Origin of the sequence: Mucilaginibacter antarcticus (genome assembly GCF_042686155.1) — a bacterium.
Lineage (GTDB): Bacteria > Bacteroidota > Bacteroidia > Sphingobacteriales > Sphingobacteriaceae > Mucilaginibacter > Mucilaginibacter antarcticus.
In genome coordinates, this window is record NZ_JBHUON010000012.1 from 96,677 (window position 1) to 118,114 (window position 21,438).

Genomic DNA, 21,438 nt, shown 5'->3' on the forward strand with positions numbered 1-21,438 from the left:
TAATAAGGTAAAAAACATATTGAGATGAAAGCTATTTTTAAAAATATATTATTCACTTTTTCTGTAACGGCGCTGGGTTGTACTACGGCATTTGCTCAAAACAAACCTGCAAAAACTACGCCTACTGAGAAAGATTTTTATCGCATTGTAACCGTGCCGGTACCCGAAGGTATTGAGCTTGAGGTTGGCGGCATGGCCAAAATGCCTAACGGCGATTTGGGTGTTGCTACACGTCGTGGCGATATTTATATCATTCAAAACCCTTACCAGTTAAATGGCACGTTGCCTTATTACAAAAAATTCGCATCGGGCTTACATGAAATTTTAGGCCTGGCTTACTTTCAGGGCAACTTTTACTGCGTTCAGCGTGGCGAGTTAACCAAACTTATAGACAAAAACGGCGATGGCAAAGCGGATGTTTATGAAACTGTTTACGCATGGCAGGTATCAGGTAATTACCACGAATACTCTTACGGCCCGGTGGTTACACCAGAAGGTAAAATGATGGTTAACCTAAACGTAGGTTTTGATAACGAATGGTGGAGAGGTAAAAGCTTAGTGCCATGGAGAGCATGGTGCTTAGAGATTTCGCCCGATGGAACAATGAAGCCGTTTGCTACAGGCTTCCGTTCGCCTGCCGGACAAGGTTTAGTAGATGGTAAATATTTTTATGCAGAAAATCAGGGCGACTGGGTAGGATCTGGCTATATAATGCAGCTTGACAGAGGCGATTTCGCCATGCACCCTGCAGGTTTGCGTTGGGCAGCTGACCCGGCATCGCCGGTAAAAGTACGTACCGAAGATATATACTCGCGTGTTAACCCACGTTTTAATGATCCCGAAGGAAAAATTGAAGATCGTGACCCTAATCGCCCGTTCAAAACTTTGGCAGAAGTTTCCGGTGAAATTAAAAAAGGATATAAAACACCAGCGGTATGGTTACCACACGGTGTAATGGGTAACTCTACATCAGCTTTAACACAAATACCAAACAATGCGGATTGGGGACCTTTTGCGGGACAAGTATTAGTGGGCGACCAAGCTCAAAGTCGCATCAACCGTGTTTTCTTAGAGAAAGTTAAAGGCTTAGATCAAGGCGCTGCGTTTGCGTTTCGCGAAGGCTTTGAGTCTGGTGTAATGAGACTGGAATGGGGTGCAGATCAGTCATTATTTGTTGGTCAAACCAGCCGTGGCTGGGGTTCAACCGGACAGAAAATATTTGGTTTAGAGCGCTTGGTTTGGTCAAAGAAAACTCCGTTTGAAATGAAGGCTGTTAGAGCAATGCCTGATGGTTTTGAAATTGAGTTTACCCAACCGGTTAACAAACAAGCTGCTGCCGATCCAGACGCTTACAACATCACCGGATTTACCTACAAATATCATCCGGTATATGGTAGTCAGACCATTCGAGAGAAAAATCACATTGTTAACGCGGCTATCGTGTCTGAAGACGGTTTGAGAGTACGTTTGGTTGCCGACAGCTTACGCGAGAAATACGTTCATGAAATTAAACTAGACAAAAAGATTGTATCAGCAGATAGCGCTTACAACGTATTGCATCCGGTAGCTTATTATACCTTAAATAATATCCCTGACGGAGCTAAATTGAATGTACCTAAGCGTAAAGCTAAAATGGCGCATGATATGTCGACTATGAACATGGGTACTACTACTCAGGCAACCGCTAAGGCAGAAACCGCCACTAAAGGTGCTGCTGCTTTAAAGAAAAACCAGTTAACTAAGCCGGCTGCCTGGACTAAAATTGATCAGACTATTAACCTGGGTACCGTGCCGGGTTTAAAGTATGATACTAAGGAGCTTAAAGTCAAAGCTGGCAGCAAAGTAAAATTGACTTTTAATAATAACGATGATATGCCGCATAACTTTGTTGTTGTGCCAGAAGGTCAGGCTATTGCTGTTGGAGAGCTGGGGAGTAAATTAGGGTTACAGGCTGTTAAGCTAAGCTACATTGCTAATACACCTAAAATATTATTCAATACTACGTTAGTAGGCCCCGGCTCGTCGCAAACAATTTATTTTGTTGCGCCTAAGGCAGGTAAATACACTTATGTATGTACCGTTCCCGGCCATTACTATGTGATGACCGGAACCTTGATCGTGGAATAAGTAGATATACTGTTTTAATAACTTAGCTTTAATGGCAATAATGAGAGGGGATACTCCTCAATCATTATTGCCATTATTGTTTAATAGGTTTGCCAAATAGCTTTACATGGCTCCGGCGATTTGAGGTATTTTTGATGCAGATAAAGTTTTGACTATGTTACGTAAATACGCTGCACTACTGCTAATCCTCTTTTTTTGTTACAACGCGTCTGCTCAACCAGGCCAGATTACTGTAGCTGCCTTTGGCGCTAACAATCAGTTAATAATAAATGCTTCAACTGGATTATATAGCGTAAAATATGGCACTAAGACGATCATTACTGACGCCTCTGCATCATACACCATCGGCAACCAAAAATACGGCACAGCTAACTACACAAAACGTGTTTTAAGACAGCAACGGCTTAATGATAAGCTAGGAAGTGGCCAATTAGTAACGCTTACCTCAGTCAAAGCGGGTATTCCGGTAATGGTGCAACGTTTTTTTTGCTATCGCGAAAAGGATTATATCGTTACCGAACTGGAGTTACAGGGGCAACAACTGAAATCAAACTATATGGCTCCGCTGGTGGCGTCTAAAGCAAATGTTAACGGCAGCAATCTGCAAACCCTTTTTGTGCCTTTTGATAATGATACTTTTATCAGGTATAAATCAAATGAGCTTTCTGACCAGGCTAATATCAGTGCCGAGGTTGGCGTGATATACGACAGGCAATCAAGAAAAGGCTTAGTGTTGGGTTCATTAACGCATGACAGTTGGAAATCGGGCGTGAAGAGTGCCGGGAAAGATAACATAATTACTCAATTAGAGGTTTGGGGTGGGCTTAACGAAGTTGCCGTTACGCGAGACTCAATGCCTCATGGTTCGTTGGAAGGGGATCATATCAAGTCGCCGAAAGTATTTATCGGATACTTTAAAGACTGGCGTACAGGACTTGAAAACTATGCAAAAGCTGCGAAATCACTTACTCCATCATATATAAAAAGCTGGGCTAAAGCGACACCCGTGGGATGGAACAGCTGGGGCGTTTTAGGCTCGAAACTAAATTACGGTAACGCAACAGGCGTTGTGGATTTTTTCGACAAGCAGATACCAGCCTTTAAAAACGAGGATGGGACGGCTTACATAGATCTGGACTCGTATTGGGACAACATGGTTAAAGGTGGGTTTAACGGAGATTTTTCTAAGCTGAAAGACTTTGTAAGCTATTGTAAACAACGCAACCTGCAACCCGGTATATATTGGGCGCCGTTTGTAGACTGGGGTTTTCAATCAAAAAATAAAGAGCGTATTGCCGAAGGCGGTAATTACAAATTTGCGGATATGTGGACTAAGACCAGTAAGGGATATCATGATATCGATGGTGCCAGAGCGCTTGACCCAACGCATCCCGGAACGAAGGGCCGCGTAGCTTACCTTTTAGGCAAATTTAAAGATTGCGGCTTTACGATGATCAAAATTGATTTCCTGGGACATGCGGCGGCCGAATCAACCAAATTTTACGATCCTTCCATTCATACTGGGATGCAAGCATACAAAGTAGGAATGGAAACAGTGTCAGACGCTTTGGGTAACACCATGTTGATCTACGCGGCCATATCACCCTCAATGGCTACCGCCCCTTATACGCATATGCGCCGTATTGCTTGTGATGCTTTTAAATCTATAAAAGACACTGAGTATACTTTAAATAGCCTCAGCTACGGCTGGTGGCAAACATATCTTTACGATTATGTAGATGCAGATCATTTGGTCTTTGAAAAGGAGTCGGTTAGAGCCAACCGGGCCAGATTAATTTCTGGTTTAATATTAGGGCCTGTAATTTTGGGAGATGATTACAGTAAAGATGCGGAGTGGCAAAAAGAAATTAAAGACTGGCTTCAAAAACCCCTAATTAAGCAACTGATAAAAAGCGGGAAAGCATTTACTCCGGTTGATGATGGAGAAGCAGGTGAGGCTTCAAAAAGTTTTATCAGGAAAGACGCAAGCGGTACTTATTTGGCAGTATTTAACTATAAAAAGCAAGGGGCAATAGTAGCGCTTAATACTACAAAATTAGGTTTGCAAACAGGGCGAAGGTATCAACTAACCGAACTATTGGGGGGAAAGTCGGAGAGCGGCAGCGGTGATATTAAAATCTCTTTTACTGAAGAGGGTGCTTATATCTATAAAGTAAACTAAAGATGGGTCAGCGCCTTTAAACTTTTATTGTTTGCAAAAACAATTTAGCATTCAGCTTATACTTGCTTATAATCGTATTGAATTCGTAATTTATTTGTTCGTAAAGTTTGGGCATGGCTTTATTCAATGTCAGGCTTTTCAATATAATAGCTGATATGTACAGTTTAGTAAAATTATAGCCATACTGACCAGCAATACTACCTACAGCCTCCATTTCTGTTGCTATCAAATTTTCTTTTGGCGTATTAATAAGTGTTTTGATTTTTAAATTATGCAGAAGTATACGCATGTAGGGCGTCAACAATTCATCGTTTTCTTTATAAGCTGTAGATACCGAGTGATATAAATCGGTAACTGTTTGCGTATCACCTAATTCAAAATGGGCGTTAGCGGTAACCGTTTTTATAAAAAAGCCATATTGAATTGTATTTTCCTCGGAGACATCGTTTCGGTAATGAGTTTTAAGGAAATTAGCAAAACGCAATACCTTCTTAGGGTTGTTACTCAAAATAGAGGTATGTAAAGCGAGCAGATAAATGATATCATTGGTAGCGCTAACTTTCAAGCCCGAAGCCAATCCCGGGTTAAAATTGAGCTGAGCAATGTCTGCCAGGGCCTCCGTTTTGATAATGCCGTATTTTAAATGATAGTAGATAGCATCAAGACAGTTTAATGGGTTTACCGGGAATGATTCATACTCTCCTTTAGGAAAGGTTTTCAATTCAGCAAGGCTAACCTCTAATTCGCTAAGATCTAACTGAATAGCTGCGATAATAGCGAGTGTTGAATGAATAAGTATCTTTTTGCGATTTGAAAGTTCAAACTTAAGCAGTACACCCAAAAACTTCTTATAATCGGAATTAATAAGCTCTAAGCCGAAGAAATAATCAAAAAGCTTTTCGCTGAACGAGTGTTTGAAATAAAGCATTAATGCATCATTTCTGTTCGACGAAGAATATTCACTTTGTAAAACCTCGCCTAAAAACGTAATTAGCTCGGACTTTTCATTTGTAGAAAGAATGATATCGGTAACATACTCTATACTTTTTAACTGGCCAGATTTTATAGCGTGTATGATACACCATTTTAAGATGTTTAACTTGTGCTGATTACTGCCTAACTTGTTATTAATAGTTTTTACCAAATCGGCATCAAGAAGGTTACCATTATTAAACAGCATTATTTTAGCAACACTATGCTCAAGGTAGTTTTTGTTGCCAAATATTATATATGTATTGTATTGGTAAGTATTACTTTCGTTCAATTCCCTGATAAAACCTACGCTCAATAACTCCTGATAAGCATGCGGATGCTTTTTAATAATATTATTTAACGCCAGCTTATTAATCTGGCTAATATTATTTTCAATATCAAGTTGTTCAACAAGGTCCTTTATTAGTAATATTTTTTCGGCAGAATAATGCCCCAGGTACACTTTATTGTAGATAAAGGTTGAAATGGTATCGTAAAAGCAAACACGGTCTGCATTTGCTAACGTAAAATTGTCTTTATGTTGTTGATAAAAAAATTGAAAATAAAGCGGGTGGTTAAAATTTTCGGCAACGTTGATAGCCATTGAATTTTCTGTACCGGGTTTAATTTTTTGACATAAGATCTTTATTTCGTTAAGATTAAATAAGGGCACATTGACTGAGCCGGAATCTTTAAAGCCTGTATACCATGTATTATTTCCAACTTCAAGTTCGTGCCTATTGTTTATCCAGGTAGCAGACCGGCTTGTAAGCACTAGTTTAAACCAATCATGCGGCTGATAGAAGGAAAATATATCAATTAACTGGTTAAGTATTACCTTAAAACCTTCGCCTTTAAACATGTGTTCGTCCAGGCCATCAACTATGAGGTAGAACTTGCTTCCGCCACGTTGTTTTATATCAAGTAATACGTTAAGATCATGGTCTGTATTGTAACCCAAAAGAGCCAACATCCAATCATGAATATCTCGGCCACTAACCAGAACGCTCATTATCGCATTACTACTAAATAGTAGTATAATGTCATTGCTATCGTTCAAGTCATCTATAGCGATCTTCTTTTCTACCCACTGACAAATCGCAATAGTCTTGCCATACCCTGCTGGAGCGGCCAGTATTGTAGCTGTACAACCCGACTGTAAAAACTCGTCAAAATGGTCATCGATGAACGCTCTATCAATCGTATGATTATATGGAATACCTGATTTATTTCTTAAGGCTTGTAAGGTAAAGTCAGTTATTTTATTGGCATTTTGCTTTAATAATTGCCAGTTTAAATTTTGGTTATTATTCGTGCTTGCAACTTTCTTTTCTTGCTTTTGCGAAAAGTCGTCCCAGCTTTTATAGTTACAATACCTAGCTAACACGTTTAACGTAAATAAAGAGGGGCTGTACTTGCTGTAAGCAAACCCGTAAATGCGCTTAAAAGTTGTTTCACTTACGCGATTACCAATTTTTTTATATACCCGGTCAGATAATGACCTGCACTCTGCCGGTAACATATTGTTTATGCCGGCATTCACAAGCATTATCCGTTTTAACTCTTCATATTTAGGTAATGATATCTTACTCATTATCTTTCTTCTGATTTAGGCTGTATTTTAAAATCTTACTTAAAGGCATTAGTCAAATCTGACGATATAACGTTTATTCATTAAGTTACATCTAATTGATTAAATATAGGATTTAGCCATGGTAGGATAATCCAGTTTAGTTAGCAAAGTCCCGTATCTTATCGTCAAAAAGTTAATTTAGTCATTGCTACCCCGACTAATTTACTAATACATTTGGATGTTTTAACTTAAATGAAAAAAAAACACCAAAGCAGATATTGATTAACAAATAAGGGATGTGATTAAGAAATTGTGCTGAAGTATGTATATTGCACAATAACACTGGTGTGTAATAACGCCTGCCTTTTGCGATTAATAAAATCCCGGTGATGAAAAGAGTCGGGATGGCGTACCTTCAAACCCGGTGTAAAGGATTTACCGAGTCAAGTTCAAGAATATTATAAAGATATTTTTTGGCCAATTAAGACTTATCCACCAAAGTTATATCCCTTGATCCGGAATAAGCTAAATATTTTACGTTTAAAAATGCTAAACAGTAGTTTATTAAAATATCGATGATCTGACTTACTATCGCGTATCACAAATGAAGGATGCTTAAGCGGAAATTCTAACGGCTGCGCTTTGTTTTGTTTCAATTCATCATTTGCAGACAGGGTATGGGTAGCGTTTGCGCCAAAACCAATATTTTCTATCATATTAGTATTTGGAATTATGGCTAAGCCGGAATGACTGAATAACGTAAACGACCATTGATAATCCCACCAGTTTACGTTGGGGTTATTATAGCTATTTTTGATTTTACTAAGGCGGTACTTTTGTTCTAACTCTGAATCAAAGTACCCTTTAAAGTAATCTTTCTTAATCAGCTCAGGATAATCCTTTACGTCAAAATCGTACAATTTCCAGGCGCGTCGCCATGTAGCCCATCCCCATTCGTGCGGGTAAGAGGAGAAATAGTACGAGTAATCTTCATCGCTTTTCCAACCCTTTTGAAAGTTGCTACCCGCAATATGCATGATCTTTGTATCGTGGCGATATTTCTTTAGAAGCTCCTGGCAATACCTAAAAAAGCTTTGATCAGGCAAGCAATCATCCTCTAAAATAATTCCCTCTTCTTCGTGTTCAAAAAACCAGTCGTAGGCAGTGGCCGGGCCTTTACCACAACCTAAATTATGCTCACGATACAATGTTCTTACATCACATGCCCAATCCACCTTGCTTACAATTTCTTTAACAGCCTTTTGATTATCTATGTCAGACTGATTACCCGGACGCGGGCCATCTGCTGCAATGTATAAACGAGTAGGGCGCGCCTCTCTTATAGCCGCAAAAACCTTAATTGTGGTTTCGGGCCTGTTAAATACTATAAATAACACTGGGGTAGTTAGGGGAAACATCCGTATTGACTTAATTTGTTAGATAATAAACGCCACATGTGTGCATTTTACTTATCACTTGCTGCTATTTTAAAGAAATTAAATGTAGCTATAAGTAATGTCGATTAATGCCGTAATAACTCTTAAACGGATTTTAGTTACTAAAAGTTCGCGATTTTGGAAATTGTTATACATCAGGATCGCGGTGCAAACGCGAGCGACTTGTACAAGTGTATCACCCCAACAGTTTTTTTGTCGGCTATTGTAGCGTAAACTATCGACTCGTATCCTGAATTTTTCCGAGGCGACGAGATAAGATTATCGAGCAAAAACTATCGTCTCCCCAGTTTAACTTAAAGGACAATACGTTTTTGTGTGGTTAGTATTTAATTGTTTAACAACAAGTACTAAATATCGATATATTTGACAAAGGGTTGTGTATGAATAGACTTTACAAGTTATTTTACTTTTTTGCGGGTATTTTGTTGGTAAATACAGTTTACGCACAGACGCCTGTCCTTTCGTATACTACGCCGCAAAATTTTGCCATAGGTAAGTCAATAAGTCCGATAAAAATTACTAATACCGGCCCGCAAATACCTGAAGGTTTTTATGCACAGGGCAGCGGTATAGCCGGCAATGGCAGTTATGGTTATTTTGATTCTAAAACGTCATATATGGCCAGCTTTGCAAACCCGGTTGGTATAACTATGGATAGTTATGGCAATATATTTGTTGCGGACGCCAATAACAATGCTATCAGAAAAATAGAACCCGATGGTAGTACTTCTACTTTAGCTGGCGGCAACGGGGCCGGCAATACAGACGGTACCGGCAAAGCGGCTAAATTTAATTACCCTACAGGCGTAGCTGCCGGCAGCGATGGCAATGTTTATGTTGCAGATTTTGGCAATAACAGTATCCGTAAAATAACGCCTGAAGGTGTGGTTACAACCGTAACAAAAAGTGGCTTAAACTTGCCTTACGGCCTAACTGTAGGAGCCAATTTGGATATTATAGTGGCTGACACTTATAGTAACAGTATAAAACGAGTTACGCAAGAGGGGGGAGTAACCACTATAGCAGGTAATGGCGCTCCTGCCTTAGTAGATGGACCCGGCGCATCAGCTAGCTTTTATTTACCTTACGGCGTGGTACTTGACCGTACGGGATCGATTTATGTTGCAGATAGAAACAATAACGCATTACGAAAAGTAAGTCCTGCGGGCTTTGTAAGCACAGTTGTGCGTAACACCAACTTGTCTAAACCCACAGGTATTACCATTGACAGTTCGGGCGTACTTTTTGTAAGTAACAGCCAAGGTTTTGTTACCAAAGTATCTACCACCGGCACTAGCACAATTTTTGCCGGGGCCGATAGCGTTCATTACGATGGTGTAAATTATCTTGAAGGTGTAGACACATCGGCCAGATATGGCGTAGAGTGCGGTATTGGATATGATTTTACAGGCAATTTGCTTATAGCTGATGGACAGAACTTTCAAGTACGCCGCATATCACTAAACGGCTTTAAAATATCGCCAAAATTGCCAAGCGGGTTAATCTTTGATGGCCAGGCTACTATTTTAGGCACGCCAAGTGCTTTATCGCCGTCTACAAACTATACAGTTGCGGGGTATACGCGTTCTCTTGCTGCAAGCACCAATATAAATATCACCGTCTCTAACACGGCACCGCAGACATTAAGCTTTAACGGCATTACCAGTGCCGGATATGGAGCGCCGGATATTAAGAATTTTGCTAAAAGTACTAATCCTGGAATACCAATAACTTACACCAGCAGCAATACACTAGTAGCGGTAATAGTTAACAATGCTATACGTGTAATTGGTTTGGGCACTACCAACATTACTGCTAACCAGGCCGGCGACGCAAGCTATCAGCCTGCGCCCGCTATAACACAGCAATTAACCATAACCAAAGGTCTGCTAACGGTTACCGCCAATGATCAACAAAAAATCACTGGCCAGCAAAATCCTACGCTAACATTTAAATATTCTGGCTTTGCAAGTGGCGAGGATAGCACCAAAATAACCACTTTACCGGTAGCGCAAACAACCGCCACTACTGCCTCTGCAGCCGGGATTTATCCTATTACTGTAAGTGATGGGATTGCTAATAACTATAACTTCTCTTATGTACCGGGGAGCTTAACAATATCCGGCACGCCAGTGATCAGTGCCGCCGGTCCAACTGCGTTTTTAGCAGGCGATTCAGTTATCCTGTCGGTAACGTATCCCGCAGGCTACACTTATCAATGGAATTACAATGGGACATCTATACCGGGAGCCACGGCTTCAAGTTACAAGGCCACCAAATCAGGCGACTACACAGTCAGTATCATAACCAACGGGCGTTCCGCCGTTTCGCCGGTAACAACCGTAACGGCTGCATTTATATTACCTCCGCAAAATTTTAAATTACTGATCAATTCGGCCAGCTGCAAAGGCAGTAATAATGGCTCGGTAGCTATAAAAGCTACCAAAAACTTAAATTACACGGCTACCGTCACAGATTCAGGTAATGGCAACACATCGTTCAATTTTACAGATACGGTTACTATACGTAATTTAAAGCCCGGTACTTATACCATTTGTATTACTGTAGTAGGGCAAATTTATTCGCAGTGCTACAGCGTTAAAGTAGTTGAGCCAAAAGACCTGTCCGTGTTTTCTAACGTCGACAGAACTCAAAACAGTATAACTTTGCAGCTTTATGGGGGCACATCGTACATTGTTAACCTAAATGGCAAGATTTATACAACGGCTCAAACTCAACTTTCGTTCCCGCTAGCCAATGGCACTAACAAGGTTACCGTAACTACAGATCGGCTCTGCCAGGGTGTTTTTGATAAAGAAATTGTTGTAAACGATTTTACTCCTTATCCTAATCCTTTTGTTAATACCTTAAATATTAACATTGGTAAAAGTGTATCAAAACAGATCCACGTCAGTGTGTTTAGCCTGGTTTCTGGCAAAGAGATTTACACCCGGGCTTATAGCTTCAAGGCCGGCATTCTACAACTAGACCTAAAAGAATTGGGTGCGGGTCTCTACTATTTGAATCTCAGTTTGGATAACAAAATATCATCTTATAAAATTTTGAAGAAATGAGGAAGTACTTAATTTTTATTTTCATTGTGTTAGCGGTTGCCGGATGCAAGAAAAAGAATAAAGCCGTAACCTCAACCATACCCGGTAAACCAGCGCTGACCACCCCTGCACAAAATTCTGTATGTATATCAGGCACCATTATTTCTGCTACAGAAAGCCAGGTATTATTTACGTGGAACCCGGCTGTTAATACAGATAGTTATGATTTAGTTTTGAAAAACCTGCTTACTTATACCTCAACCACCATCAACACAATCGACACAAAAATAAACGCCACCTTATTGCGTAACACACCTTACGAATGGTATATATCAGCCAAACAAAACTCATCATCTACAACCACACAAAGCGATGGGTGGAAATTTTACAATTCCGGAGCAGGCATAGTAAGTTATCCTCCGTTTCCGGCTGATATTATGTACCCCGCTTTTGGGCAGGTAATTACCCCCAGTAACGGAAAAATAGAGTTGTATTGGGCCGGTAATTCTGTGGGTAACAACATAGCAAGCTATACCGTATGCTTAGGTACCACGTCAAACCCTCCGGCTATCAAAAACGGGCTTACCGAAAGTCAATTAAAAGATGTAGCAGTAACAGCTAATACCACATATTACTGGCGTATAATAACTTTTGATGCAGACGGAAACTACACCGATTCGGGATTATTTCAATTTAAGATCCAATAGACGCTTTCTGCGGATCTATTCTTGCAGAATGTGAACTTCCGTACGTCTGTTTAGCTGATGTTCATCTTCGGTGCAGTATTCGCCTTTGCGGCAAGTGTTAAGCAACCTGGTATCGCCATAGCCTATAGGTACTAGTCTGTCTGTAGCAATACCTCGTTTTACCATATAGGCCACGGCAGCATCAGCACGTTTACGCGACAAAATCATATTATAAGTTGAGGGCGCACGAGAATCCGTATGCGAAGCAACCTCTAAACGGATACTCGGATGTTCTTTCAGAATCTGAACTAACCTATCCAATTCTTCAGCAGCATCTTCCCGGATATTTGATTTATTCAAATCGTAATAGATGTTTATCAATATTACACCTTCCCCTTTTTTAAGCTCAACTACTGCTGAAGAAGGTTGCGGAGAGGGTACAAATCCACCTTTAGCGATACCCGGACTACCGGATGTAATTATGTTTTTTGGATTTAAAGGGCCATTATCTACAGGCGCGGCACGCTCTTTTATATTAGGCAACTTTGCAATAAATGGTGGCCTATCAGTACTCTTCGTGCGGTCGTAGTTAAAACTATAAATATCGTCACTACCTTTACCACCTTCGCGGTTTGACGAGATATAACCGGTAGTGTCATTGCTGGTTGAATAATAAAAATCGTCGCTTGTGCTGTTAAGCGGATATTTCAAGTTGACAGGCATGCTCCAGGCAGCGTCTTTTCCATCGGCCCTAAATATATCGAAACCACCCATGCCTGGTAAACCCTTTGATGAAAAATACAATCTTTTACCATCGGCGGATAAGGTAGGGAACGCTTCGTTCTCTTTGGTATTAATTAGCTTGCCACAATTAACAGGGGCGTCCCAATTTCCGTCCGCCTTTTTTGTGCAATACCAAATGTCAGTGCCGCCTTCGCCTTCGGGCATATCAGATGAAAAGTAAAGAGTGCTGCCATTTTTAGCCAGGGCAGCATGACCAATAGAGAACTCTTTAACCCTGTTATAACTAAAGTTTTTAAAATTCGTCCATTCGCCATTTACTTTGTTGGCCACTATCAATTGCAGGCGCCTGGTATATAAAGTTTGCGCGGTACCAATAGTTTTATCATCAATTGAAAGCTTACTTTTAGGTACCGTAGTAGTTACAGTGATATATGCCGTATCCCCTGATGATGTTAATGCAATTGGCCCAATGTGATAATTCCCGGAAAAAATAGGATTGTTTTTAACCTTTAATTCAACAGCAGTAACAACCGTGTCGGTAGCTTTATAAAGTTTGTAATAACCGTCGCCATTGCTGGCGTTTATTGCCTGTTGTTTAGCGTTAGTTTTTCTGTCTGATATAAATATAAATTCCGACTTGTCCAGGTAGTTTAGTCCCCAGTCCGAATATTTGCTATTGAACTTTTGCTCATTCTGCAAAATATATGCTGCCGATGGATTTTGAATCCACTTTTGAGCAGAATCTATCGCCGCCAATTTTAACGGCAATATTTCCGCGTTTTCGTAATCAGCATATACTTTATACTCACCTCTTGCTTCTTTAAACTTTTTGTTTCTAAGAAGCATCTCTGCATAGTAAAAATGATCAATAACTTGAGCGTCAGGGTATGCAACTGCTTTTTGATACCAAACCTCTGCGTTATCGTAGTCATTCATTAAACGATAGCAATCAGCCGCGCGTTCAACAACATGGACTTTTGTTTGGTTCTTTTTAGCCAGATCAAGGTAGATGCTCAAGCTTTTAAAATATTCGTCGCGATTGAAGAGATTATCAGCCAATTGCATTTTATTCAACTGATCTTGCGCTGAGCCATTTAATGATAAGCCAATAGTAAGTAATATGATAGTTGTTATTCTCTTCATTCTTTGATCAACTTAAAAAAAACGCGGGCTTAATACTCTGTCTTTTCGACGACTGAAACCCAGGCTTAATGATATTTCGTGCGACGCGCCTTGAAAACCGGAAAGCTTTGACGTGGCAAAATCATAAGAGTAACCAAAACGGCATAAAGGTGTAATATTTACAGCTACCGCGCCGGTAACTGCGCCCACTGTATTCAGGTTAGTTTGCAGATTGCTTTTATTCCATAGCACTACGCCACTATTGTACGAGGCGCCTACCCAAACCATGTCTGCCAGTAAAAAATAGGTAGACAGGTTGATATTTGTAGGGCCTTTAAAATCTTCTTTTACCAACATAGATGGTCGCCAATTTACAACAGGACTGATAGGTACTATGAAACCCGTGGTTAAATAATAAGTACGGGTTTCCCTGACAAAAATTGAATTGGGATCAGGGTAGGCGTTAGGGATTAAATTTAAAGCAGATGCACCAACGTAAAATAACGGCGAATAATAATATATGCCAACCCTAAAGTCGGGCGCCAGTTTGGTTTGGACGCCTGTAGTTACAGTTGGATCAATAGCTGCCCCGGCATTAAACAAACTAGCATCAATAGCATATTGAACGGCTCCGGCCGCTACACCAAAACTAAGACGATGAGAATCATCATCGCTGAGTTTGATACGATAGGCATAATTGATATAACCTGCGGTATTAATTTCCGGCCCTAAGCGCTCGTTACTCACTAAAACCCCCAGTCCTACATTTCCGTCTTCGCCTAGCGCACCGTCTACAGACAAGGTATTAGTTTTAGGCGCACCTTTCACACCTTCCCATTGTAAGCGGCTGCTTGCATTAATTGTCCAGTTATCTCTGTACCCCGCGTAGGCAGGGTTTACAACAAGTCCGTTAAATAAATACTGGCTTAGGTGTATAGTATGCTGTGCGTAACTTGCATTAACGCCAAACACTGAAATAAATAGGATACATTTTATCAGTCGTCTTCTCATCTCAGTGTCTTAAATATATCCAGCCTTTAAAAACTTTAACATTTGCGGCTTTGTCTTTACGGCTAAACATATAATAGTAAGTACCGTCTGATAAGCCGGCACCTGCCCAATTGTTAGCGTATTTGTCAGAATAATAAACCTCGTTGCCCCAACGATTGTAAATTGATATTTTACTACCCGGATAGTTTTCAATACCAGGTATAGTTAGTACGTCATTTATACCATCGCCGTTGGGGGTAACCACGTTTGGCGAGTCATCTAAATTTGGCGATGTGATATTCACCGTCACCGTATCGGCACAGCCGCTGGCATTTGTAAAAGCAAATTTGTAATCGCCTACGGTGGTTAAACCAGTTACAGTTGTAGATGAGCTTGTAGGCGAAACGATTGTTGCCACCGAAGGAATGGATCCAACTTGCGACCAGGTACCTGTAGTGCTGCCGGTTAATGTAACAACTACATTTTTTTCAACTACCTGGTCGGCACCGGCCTTAGGTAAGGCGAAGAAAGTAGCACTTGCTGTTTTGATATTGTTACAACCTACGCCAGATGGAGCAGCATTACACTCATCAAACGGATCCGTTGGCTTTGCATTATCGGGATTGGTTGCGTCCGGGTCGGTAATATCTGCAGAACGTAAGATAGCCGCAGTGACATCAAGCGTAGCTACAGGGATTTTTGTTACTGTGCCTGTGATAGTAAAAGTTCTGACAGCGCCATTAGGTATATTAAGCGTAGCAATATAAGAAGTGTCGGTTTTTAGCTCATTGGATATGGCGGTTATGCCTGTTGTTTCGGCACTTGTAACTTTAATACCAGTTAATTCTTTGGGGAATCTGAACGAAAAGGTAGCGCCGGTAACATCTGTAGGGCCATTGTTTTTTACAGCGGTAGTGTATGTAATAACCTGGTTTATACAACCTATTGTAATGTCAGAACTTAACCTGGTAACCTCTAAATCTGCCTCCTGTATAACAAAGGTAGTTGTGGTATTAATAACAGCATTAGCCACATAGGCCCAGGTATCTATACCACGGTCATTCCCAAAGTCAGAGTTTGCTTCGGTAAAAACCATGCTACCCCATTTGTGGCCATTTACCAAGCTATTCATGCCGCTCAAATTAACAATAGGCGAGGATGGCGTGCCGGTGACTGTAAGATCGCTGTCATCCCAATAAACAGTATCATCCGGAGCGCTGGCGCCGGTGGTTCTGGTTAGTTTAATACCATTGATGTTGCGTTCAACATCATAAAAAGGAAAATGGACTTCGGCACTAAATAATGACAGATTGATATTGGCAGTATGAACAACATTGCCGGCGGGTACCAGATTACCGAGGCCATCCAAACCGTTCCACCTTACACTATTAGAGCCAAGCACAACCAAACCTGTTAAAGTGCGGTCAACAGGATCGGTAAACACACCGTTGCCATCAGCATCGATTACTATAGTATAACTGCCATTTGATGTTGTGGTGAAATTAATATCTCCTCCCAATGTTGGACCCGTTTTACCGTCTGTACCTTCGCCACCTTTAAAATTGACTCCGTTTACTGTTGGCACAAATGGCGGGTTTAATAACCATGTTGTTCCATTACCAGGCGTTGGCGCCGATAACGGTAAATCTGCAGACGGGGAATTGAAGAATATTTTGTGGGTAATATCGTTTTGCGTATCAGCCGCACCTGGATTATGCACATTTGCTCCAGTTACAGAATTTAAACTTTTATAAGATGCTTTGCCATCCGCCGACCTGAAACCTTTGTTATTGGCAAAAAAAGTAAATCCGTTACCAGCCTGCCCATTGTTATCCATAATATATTGGTAGCCGTCTTTAGTAACGATATAGAATATGCCGTTAAAGCCACCTGTAAATCCACCAATAATGCCCGAAAAAATAGTAGTAAACACCCGACCGCTCAAAAACGCGGTATTTGCAGTGTTGCGAACCGAGATATCAAAAGCCGCAACAAATGGGCCCGTGCCCTGAGTCCAGTTGCCGTTAGCCGCCTGGGCAGTAGGGTTTTCTGCACCTGCATTGCTGGCACTTACAAAATCAATTTCCCAAACGCCTTCCTGACCGGCTGCTACCACTCGGGTAAATGGCGTATAACCGTTGGCGTTAGGCAATGGCCCGGCAACCTCTTCTGCACGGCTGTTTATTCGCCCGGTCGATGTTGATGTTGAACTAGTATAAGTTGAACCGTCCGGAGATCTTAAATTTATAGTACCCCTGCCTATGCCTTGTGCGCTTGAGCCCAGATATAAGGTTTCGCCAACTTTGGCATATACCTTCATGGTACCCAGCGTAGGAAACAGGAATGAAGGTATTGAAACCTCGGTACTCGAATATAAAAATGCTCTAAATCCCCCATTTTGATTTAGCTCTTTACTACCTTCGGCGAAACCGGCTATCGGCATAAACAGACAAAAAATCAGACGATAAAGTAAAAGGCGTTTTTTGTGCAGAAAACCAGAGTAGGCCATACAGATGCGATAATATTGGGCAGGGATGGGTCGCTGCATTTCTAGTGGTTATTGTATAAATTTAAATATAATTAAGTAATTATTATAACCTTGTTTTAAGAAAATTTCTTAATGTGTTTTGGTTTAATCAGTTCATTATACGCAGCACGGTTAACTATAGTTGCTAGATGGATATTCTCCACAGGCTTACATTAGTTAACTAATTAGCCGTTAATTTCTTAAGCGTTTAAAGCGGTTAGCAACGGTAAGTTCTTTGCTACCGGCTGTATATTGATAAAAGCCTACACCGGTCTTCATTCCAAGGACTTTATTATCCACCATATCAATCAGCAAAGGGCAGGGTGCATACTTATAACCACCAATACCCTCGTGTAATACATTCATTATCGCCAGGCAAACATCAAGGCCAATAAAGTCGGCCAGTTGCAATGGGCCCATAGGGTGTGCCATGCCCAGTTTCATTACCGTGTCGATCTCATCCACCCCCGATACATTTTCATGCAGCGCAAAAATAGCCTCATTAATCATCGGCATCAAAATGCGGTTAGCCACAAAGCCGGGTGAATCATTAACTTCTACAGGTATTTTGTTTAGCTGACGTGATAATTTCATTATAGTATCAGTTACTGCGTCGGTGGTTTCTTTTCCGCGGATAACCTCCACCAGTTTCATGAGCGGCACCGGGTTCATAAAGTGCATACCAATAACTCGCTCAGGATTGTTGGTAACAGCAGCTATTTGCGTAATGGAGATAGAGGAGGTATTTGAAGCAAGAATGGCATTATCACCGCACAAATGACTTAACTGTTTGAACAGGTTTAGCTTTATTTCCCTATCCTCTGTCGCCGCTTCAACAACTAATTCAGCGTCATGCACTGATTGTTTCAAATCGGTAGAGGGGAGAATCCGACTTAAAGTGTCGGCCTTTAGCCTATCGTCTATAATCCCTTTTTTAATTTGTTTATCCAGGTTGCTATTTATAGTCTGTAAAGCACGCAGCAAAGCATCTTCATTGATATCAACCAGCGATACCTGAAAACCATGCTGCGCAAAGGTGTGGGCTATACCATTACCCATGGTGCCAGATCCTATAACTGCTATTTTTTTCATGCCCCGGATTTAAAAGTCAATTTTTTGCTTCGCGATGTTTTCCTTATTGATAAGAGTAATCTCCGGAATGGAAAAGGAGCTACAGCCTGCATAAGCTTTGATCACATCTTCTGAGTAAGTATCCGCATCGCCATTAAATATGATGGCGTTTACGGTTATATTTCTATTCTTTAAAACATCTAAAGACAATAAAGTATGATTGATACTTCCCAGATAGTGCTTCACTACCAAAATCACCTCTGCACCTAGTTGCGGTATCAAATCAACCATTAAAAAATTATTGTTCAATGGCACCATCAATCCGCCCGCACCTTCAATAACCAGGCAATTACTGGTTTCAGGCGCCACTATCTTTTCCGGATCAATCACAATACCATCAAGCGCTGCGGCTTTATGCGGCGAAAAAGGTTGTGTCAATCGAAAAGCCTCAGGATGAAAAACTGAAACATTGTTACTCACCAGGCTTTTCACTTTTAAGGTATCGCTGTTATCCAGGTCGCCGGATTGCACCGGCTTCCAGTAATCAGCCTTTAAATGCTCAACCATGATAGCCGATATAACTGTTTTACCTATACCGGTGCCAATACCTGTTATAAATAATGGTTTATGCATTTATAAGGATATTAATATGTTTAACCAGGCCAGTGATCTCATCAACCGTGTTAAAGGCGTGAAGACAGATTCTTATCCGCTCGCTGCCTTCAGCCACCGTGGGGCTTAGTATTGCCCTAACATCAAAACCTTCGGCTTGCAGGTAGGCGGAAGCCTGTCGGGCCCTTTTGTTATTGTGCAATAAAACGCATTGAATAGCACTATCGCTACCAATTAACCGGGAACTTTGCTTGTCCAGCGCACTAAATAGTTGCTTAAACAAGAGGATGTTTTTACGCAATTTGTTGATTTCGTTTTCAGATTGCGGCAATAACTCACAGGCCTTTTTTATAGCAGCTAACTGATGAAGGGGAGCGGCAGTAGTGTAGATAAGTGACCGTGCAAAATTAATGAGGTATTCTCTTAAGCCATTGCTACCTAAAACTACTGCACCATGACCGCCAAACGCCTTACCAAAAGTGACTATCCGGCCAAACACGCGCTGTTCTATATTCAGTTGTGTAACTACGCCGGTATCATACAATCCGGTAGCGTGCGCTTCATCTACAATCAAATTAGCGCCGTAGCGCTCTGTAAGGTCGACCATTTGGGCAAGGGGAGGAGTATCGCCATCCATGGAGTAAATACTCTCAACAACTACGTAGCAGGTACCCTTCGCATTTCTCAGCTTTGCCTCTAAAGCCTCTAAATCATTGTGCTTAAAAGTATAACGATTTGCATGGCTTAGTCTTGAGCCGTCAATAATAGAGGCATGGATCAGCTCATCGGCTATAATCGTATCACCACGCTGTGGCAAGGATGATAACAAGCCAACGTTAGCATCGTAACCCGAATTGAACAATAAGGCGGCGTTAGCTTTAAATTGTGTCGCGATATCTCGCTCCAACTGTTCTGTATAAGCCAAATTTCCGGATATTAATCTTGATCCGGTAGCTCCATTGATATCCTTATGTGTGGCGAGCTCGCCAGCAATATTGGTTTTCAGTATGGGCGATCTGGCAAAGCCTAGGTAATCGTTAGAGCAAAAATCCAACAGCCCATTTTCAGGTTTAAGGCTACGGTAACTGCCTGCCTTATGCCGGTCGTCTAAGCGCTGCTTAATAAAGTTTTCTGCTGATGACAATGTGGTAAATTTTGGCTAAAATAAAGAAAGCCCCGGTAATACGGGGCTTTCTTTGTGTCAAATATATAACAAGCGTTAGTTGCCTTGCATACGTGCTTTTCTTGCAGCAGCAGCTTCATCGCTAATTTTTTGGTATGCTTTAGCTTGGTCTGCAGTTAATACGCCTTTAATTTTAACATCAGTTGCGGTTTGCATTTTAGTAAAAACCTCCATCATAGCAGCTCTGTCGCCACCGCCGCCACCGTCTCTCATAGCGGTAAATGTACTATCACGCTTCTTAGCAGCATCTGTGTAAACAACTAAAAGTTTAGCGGCCTGGTCATCAGTTATGGTTGTGATTTTTTCTTTAAGTGACGCTACCTGGGCTTTAGGCTCCATTCTCATACGGCCACCGCCGCCGCCGTTTTGTGCAAAGGTTGCCACACTGGCTCCTAATACAAAGGCGCATACTAATGCAAATTTTTTCATAATCTTTTTGAGTTTATTGTTTGGTTAAATAAATATAGGATTGTTATTGCTACAAAGCAAAAGCTTATACAGATAAAAAGCGACCCAGCGGTCGCTTTTTATGTATCGTGATATTAGTTACCTTGTTCTCTTGCTGCCTGAGCTTTGGCTTGCTCTTCAAGCTGCTTTTTGTAAGCTGTAGCTTGATCGGCAGTTAAAATTGGCAGAATTTTTTCTGATGTTTTTTTATTTAAAGCCGTCATAGCCGGGCGCTTAGACTGCCAATCGCCGTTAGCTGCTGTGCGCAAGCTGTCCATAACTTTACCCTGAGCGGTATACACGGTTAATACCTTTGCGGCTTGGGCGTCGGTTAAAGTTAATTGCTCTTTTAACCTGGTAACTTGCTGCTCCGGTGTTCTTCTACCGCGACCGCCGCCGCCGTTACCACCACCATTTTGAGCAAACGTAGCTACACTGGCGCCAATTACAAGGGCGCATACTAATACAAATTTTTTCATTTTTAAAGTCTATTTATGTTTGGTGTTGTATAAAGATAAATGAATAGGAATTACTTTTAAATTTATAACTTAAATGTTACTGTGTAACAGGCGTTAAACAAAAAGAGCGGCTTGTGGCCAGTCATGGTCGGAAGATTAATCTTCCGACTTTTTTGTTTTGAAGGATTTGGTTTTATTTGATATAGATATCTGAATATCAAATATTTATCTTGT

At 41.0% G+C, this 21,438-nt stretch carries 14 protein-coding genes; 4 read left to right on the forward strand and 10 right to left on the reverse strand.

Annotation, left to right across the window (positions count from 1 at the left end):
* The first annotated feature begins 24 nt into the window (after window positions 1-24).
* Together ACFSYC_RS11465 and ACFSYC_RS11470 are read left to right on the forward strand one after the other, a co-directional pair.
* Window positions 25-2,127, forward strand: coding sequence for a plastocyanin/azurin family copper-binding protein (locus ACFSYC_RS11465; RefSeq protein WP_377127402.1), 2,103 nt, complete (start codon window positions 25-27; stop codon window positions 2,125-2,127).
* Between the two features lie 154 nt (window positions 2,128-2,281).
* A complete protein-coding gene (locus ACFSYC_RS11470; RefSeq protein WP_377127404.1) occupies window positions 2,282-4,309 on the forward strand; it encodes an alpha-galactosidase in 2,028 nt (675 codons plus the stop codon).
* A 16-nt stretch (window positions 4,310-4,325) separates the two neighbouring features.
* Here the strand turns inward: ACFSYC_RS11470 and ACFSYC_RS11475 are convergent, their stop codons facing one another.
* A complete protein-coding gene (locus tag ACFSYC_RS11475) occupies window positions 4,326-6,875 on the reverse strand; it encodes a hypothetical protein (protein ID WP_377127407.1) in 2,550 nt (849 codons plus the stop codon).
* A gap of 467 nt (window positions 6,876-7,342) precedes the next feature.
* Window positions 7,343-8,251, reverse strand: coding sequence for a hypothetical protein (locus ACFSYC_RS11480; RefSeq protein ID WP_377127410.1), 909 nt, complete (start codon window positions 8,249-8,251; stop codon window positions 7,343-7,345).
* 440 nt (window positions 8,252-8,691) lie between these two features.
* Here ACFSYC_RS11480 and ACFSYC_RS11485 point away from each other — a divergent pair, with 440 nt between their 5' ends.
* Both ACFSYC_RS11485 and ACFSYC_RS11490 read left to right on the forward strand, forming a co-directional pair.
* A complete protein-coding gene (locus ACFSYC_RS11485) occupies window positions 8,692-11,385 on the forward strand; it encodes an MBG domain-containing protein (protein WP_377127413.1) in 2,694 nt (897 codons plus the stop codon).
* Window positions 11,382-12,071 carry a hypothetical protein gene (locus ACFSYC_RS11490; RefSeq protein WP_377127416.1) on the forward strand — a complete coding sequence of 230 codons (690 nt, stop codon included), beginning with the start codon at window positions 11,382-11,384 and terminating at the stop codon, window positions 12,069-12,071. The genes ACFSYC_RS11485 and ACFSYC_RS11490 overlap by 4 nt, the downstream gene beginning before the upstream one ends.
* A 15-nt stretch (window positions 12,072-12,086) precedes the next feature.
* On the opposite strand, the gene ACFSYC_RS11495 is transcribed toward ACFSYC_RS11490, so the two are convergent.
* The 8 genes from ACFSYC_RS11495 to ACFSYC_RS11530 all read right to left on the reverse strand — a co-directional run bounded on the left by ACFSYC_RS11495 (window position 12,087) and on the right by ACFSYC_RS11530 (window position 21,225).
* The gene (locus ACFSYC_RS11495) at window positions 12,087-13,937 is read right to left on the reverse strand and encodes an OmpA family protein (RefSeq protein ID WP_377127418.1); all 1,851 of its coding nucleotides are present in this window, start codon (window positions 13,935-13,937) and stop codon (window positions 12,087-12,089) included.
* A 12-nt stretch (window positions 13,938-13,949) separates the two neighbouring features.
* Window positions 13,950-14,927, reverse strand: a complete 978-nt coding sequence (locus tag ACFSYC_RS11500; RefSeq protein ID WP_377127421.1) for a PorP/SprF family type IX secretion system membrane protein — start codon at window positions 14,925-14,927, stop codon at window positions 13,950-13,952.
* 1 nt (window position 14,928) lies between these two features.
* Complete coding sequence (locus tag ACFSYC_RS11505) at window positions 14,929-17,454, reverse strand: T9SS type B sorting domain-containing protein (protein ID WP_377127424.1); 2,526 nt, start codon at window positions 17,452-17,454, stop codon at window positions 14,929-14,931.
* Window positions 17,455-17,625: 171 nt separating this feature from the next.
* Window positions 17,626-18,525 carry a 3-hydroxyacyl-CoA dehydrogenase family protein gene (locus ACFSYC_RS11510; protein ID WP_377127427.1) on the reverse strand — a complete coding sequence of 300 codons (900 nt, stop codon included), beginning with the start codon at window positions 18,523-18,525 and terminating at the stop codon, window positions 17,626-17,628.
* Between the two features lie 9 nt (window positions 18,526-18,534).
* Entirely contained in the window at window positions 18,535-19,137 is a 603-nt protein-coding gene (bioD, locus tag ACFSYC_RS11515; RefSeq protein ID WP_377127430.1) for a dethiobiotin synthase, read from the reverse strand.
* On the reverse strand, window positions 19,130-20,260 hold the full coding sequence (locus tag ACFSYC_RS11520) for an aminotransferase class I/II-fold pyridoxal phosphate-dependent enzyme (RefSeq protein WP_377127433.1): 1,131 nt from the start codon (window positions 20,258-20,260) through the stop codon (window positions 19,130-19,132). Before ACFSYC_RS11520 ends, bioD begins: the two co-directional genes overlap by 8 nt.
* Window positions 20,261-20,335: 75 nt before the next feature.
* Complete coding sequence (locus ACFSYC_RS11525) at window positions 20,336-20,728, reverse strand: hypothetical protein (protein WP_377127436.1); 393 nt, start codon at window positions 20,726-20,728, stop codon at window positions 20,336-20,338.
* Window positions 20,729-20,841: 113 nt separating this feature from the next.
* Window positions 20,842-21,225 (reverse strand): hypothetical protein, encoded by a 384-nt coding sequence (locus ACFSYC_RS11530; protein ID WP_377127439.1) that lies wholly within the window; start codon window positions 21,223-21,225, stop codon window positions 20,842-20,844.
* Window positions 21,226-21,438: the final 213 nt, after the last annotated feature.

Excerpts from the sequence above, each read along its gene's own strand:
- ACFSYC_RS11465 (WP_377127402.1), top strand. The coding sequence starts at position 25 with ATGAAAGCTATTTTTAAAAATATATTATTCACTTTTTCTGTAACGGCG.
- ACFSYC_RS11470 (WP_377127404.1), top strand. The coding sequence starts at position 2,282 with ATGTTACGTAAATACGCTGCACTACTGCTAATCCTCTTTTTTTGTTAC.
- ACFSYC_RS11475 (WP_377127407.1), bottom strand. The coding sequence starts at position 6,875 with ATGAGTAAGATATCATTACCTAAATATGAAGAGTTAAAACGGATAATG.
- ACFSYC_RS11485 (WP_377127413.1), top strand. The coding sequence starts at position 8,692 with ATGAATAGACTTTACAAGTTATTTTACTTTTTTGCGGGTATTTTGTTG.
- ACFSYC_RS11490 (WP_377127416.1), top strand. The coding sequence starts at position 11,382 with ATGAGGAAGTACTTAATTTTTATTTTCATTGTGTTAGCGGTTGCCGGA.
- ACFSYC_RS11495 (WP_377127418.1), bottom strand. The coding sequence starts at position 13,937 with ATGAAGAGAATAACAACTATCATATTACTTACTATTGGCTTATCATTA.
- ACFSYC_RS11500 (WP_377127421.1), bottom strand. The coding sequence starts at position 14,927 with ATGAGAAGACGACTGATAAAATGTATCCTATTTATTTCAGTGTTTGGC.
- ACFSYC_RS11505 (WP_377127424.1), bottom strand. The coding sequence starts at position 17,454 with ATGCAGCGACCCATCCCTGCCCAATATTATCGCATCTGTATGGCCTAC.
- ACFSYC_RS11510 (WP_377127427.1), bottom strand. The coding sequence starts at position 18,525 with ATGAAAAAAATAGCAGTTATAGGATCTGGCACCATGGGTAATGGTATA.
- bioD (WP_377127430.1), bottom strand. The coding sequence starts at position 19,137 with ATGCATAAACCATTATTTATAACAGGTATTGGCACCGGTATAGGTAAA.
- ACFSYC_RS11525 (WP_377127436.1), bottom strand. The coding sequence starts at position 20,728 with ATGAAAAAATTTGCATTAGTATGCGCCTTTGTATTAGGAGCCAGTGTG.
- ACFSYC_RS11530 (WP_377127439.1), bottom strand. The coding sequence starts at position 21,225 with ATGAAAAAATTTGTATTAGTATGCGCCCTTGTAATTGGCGCCAGTGTA.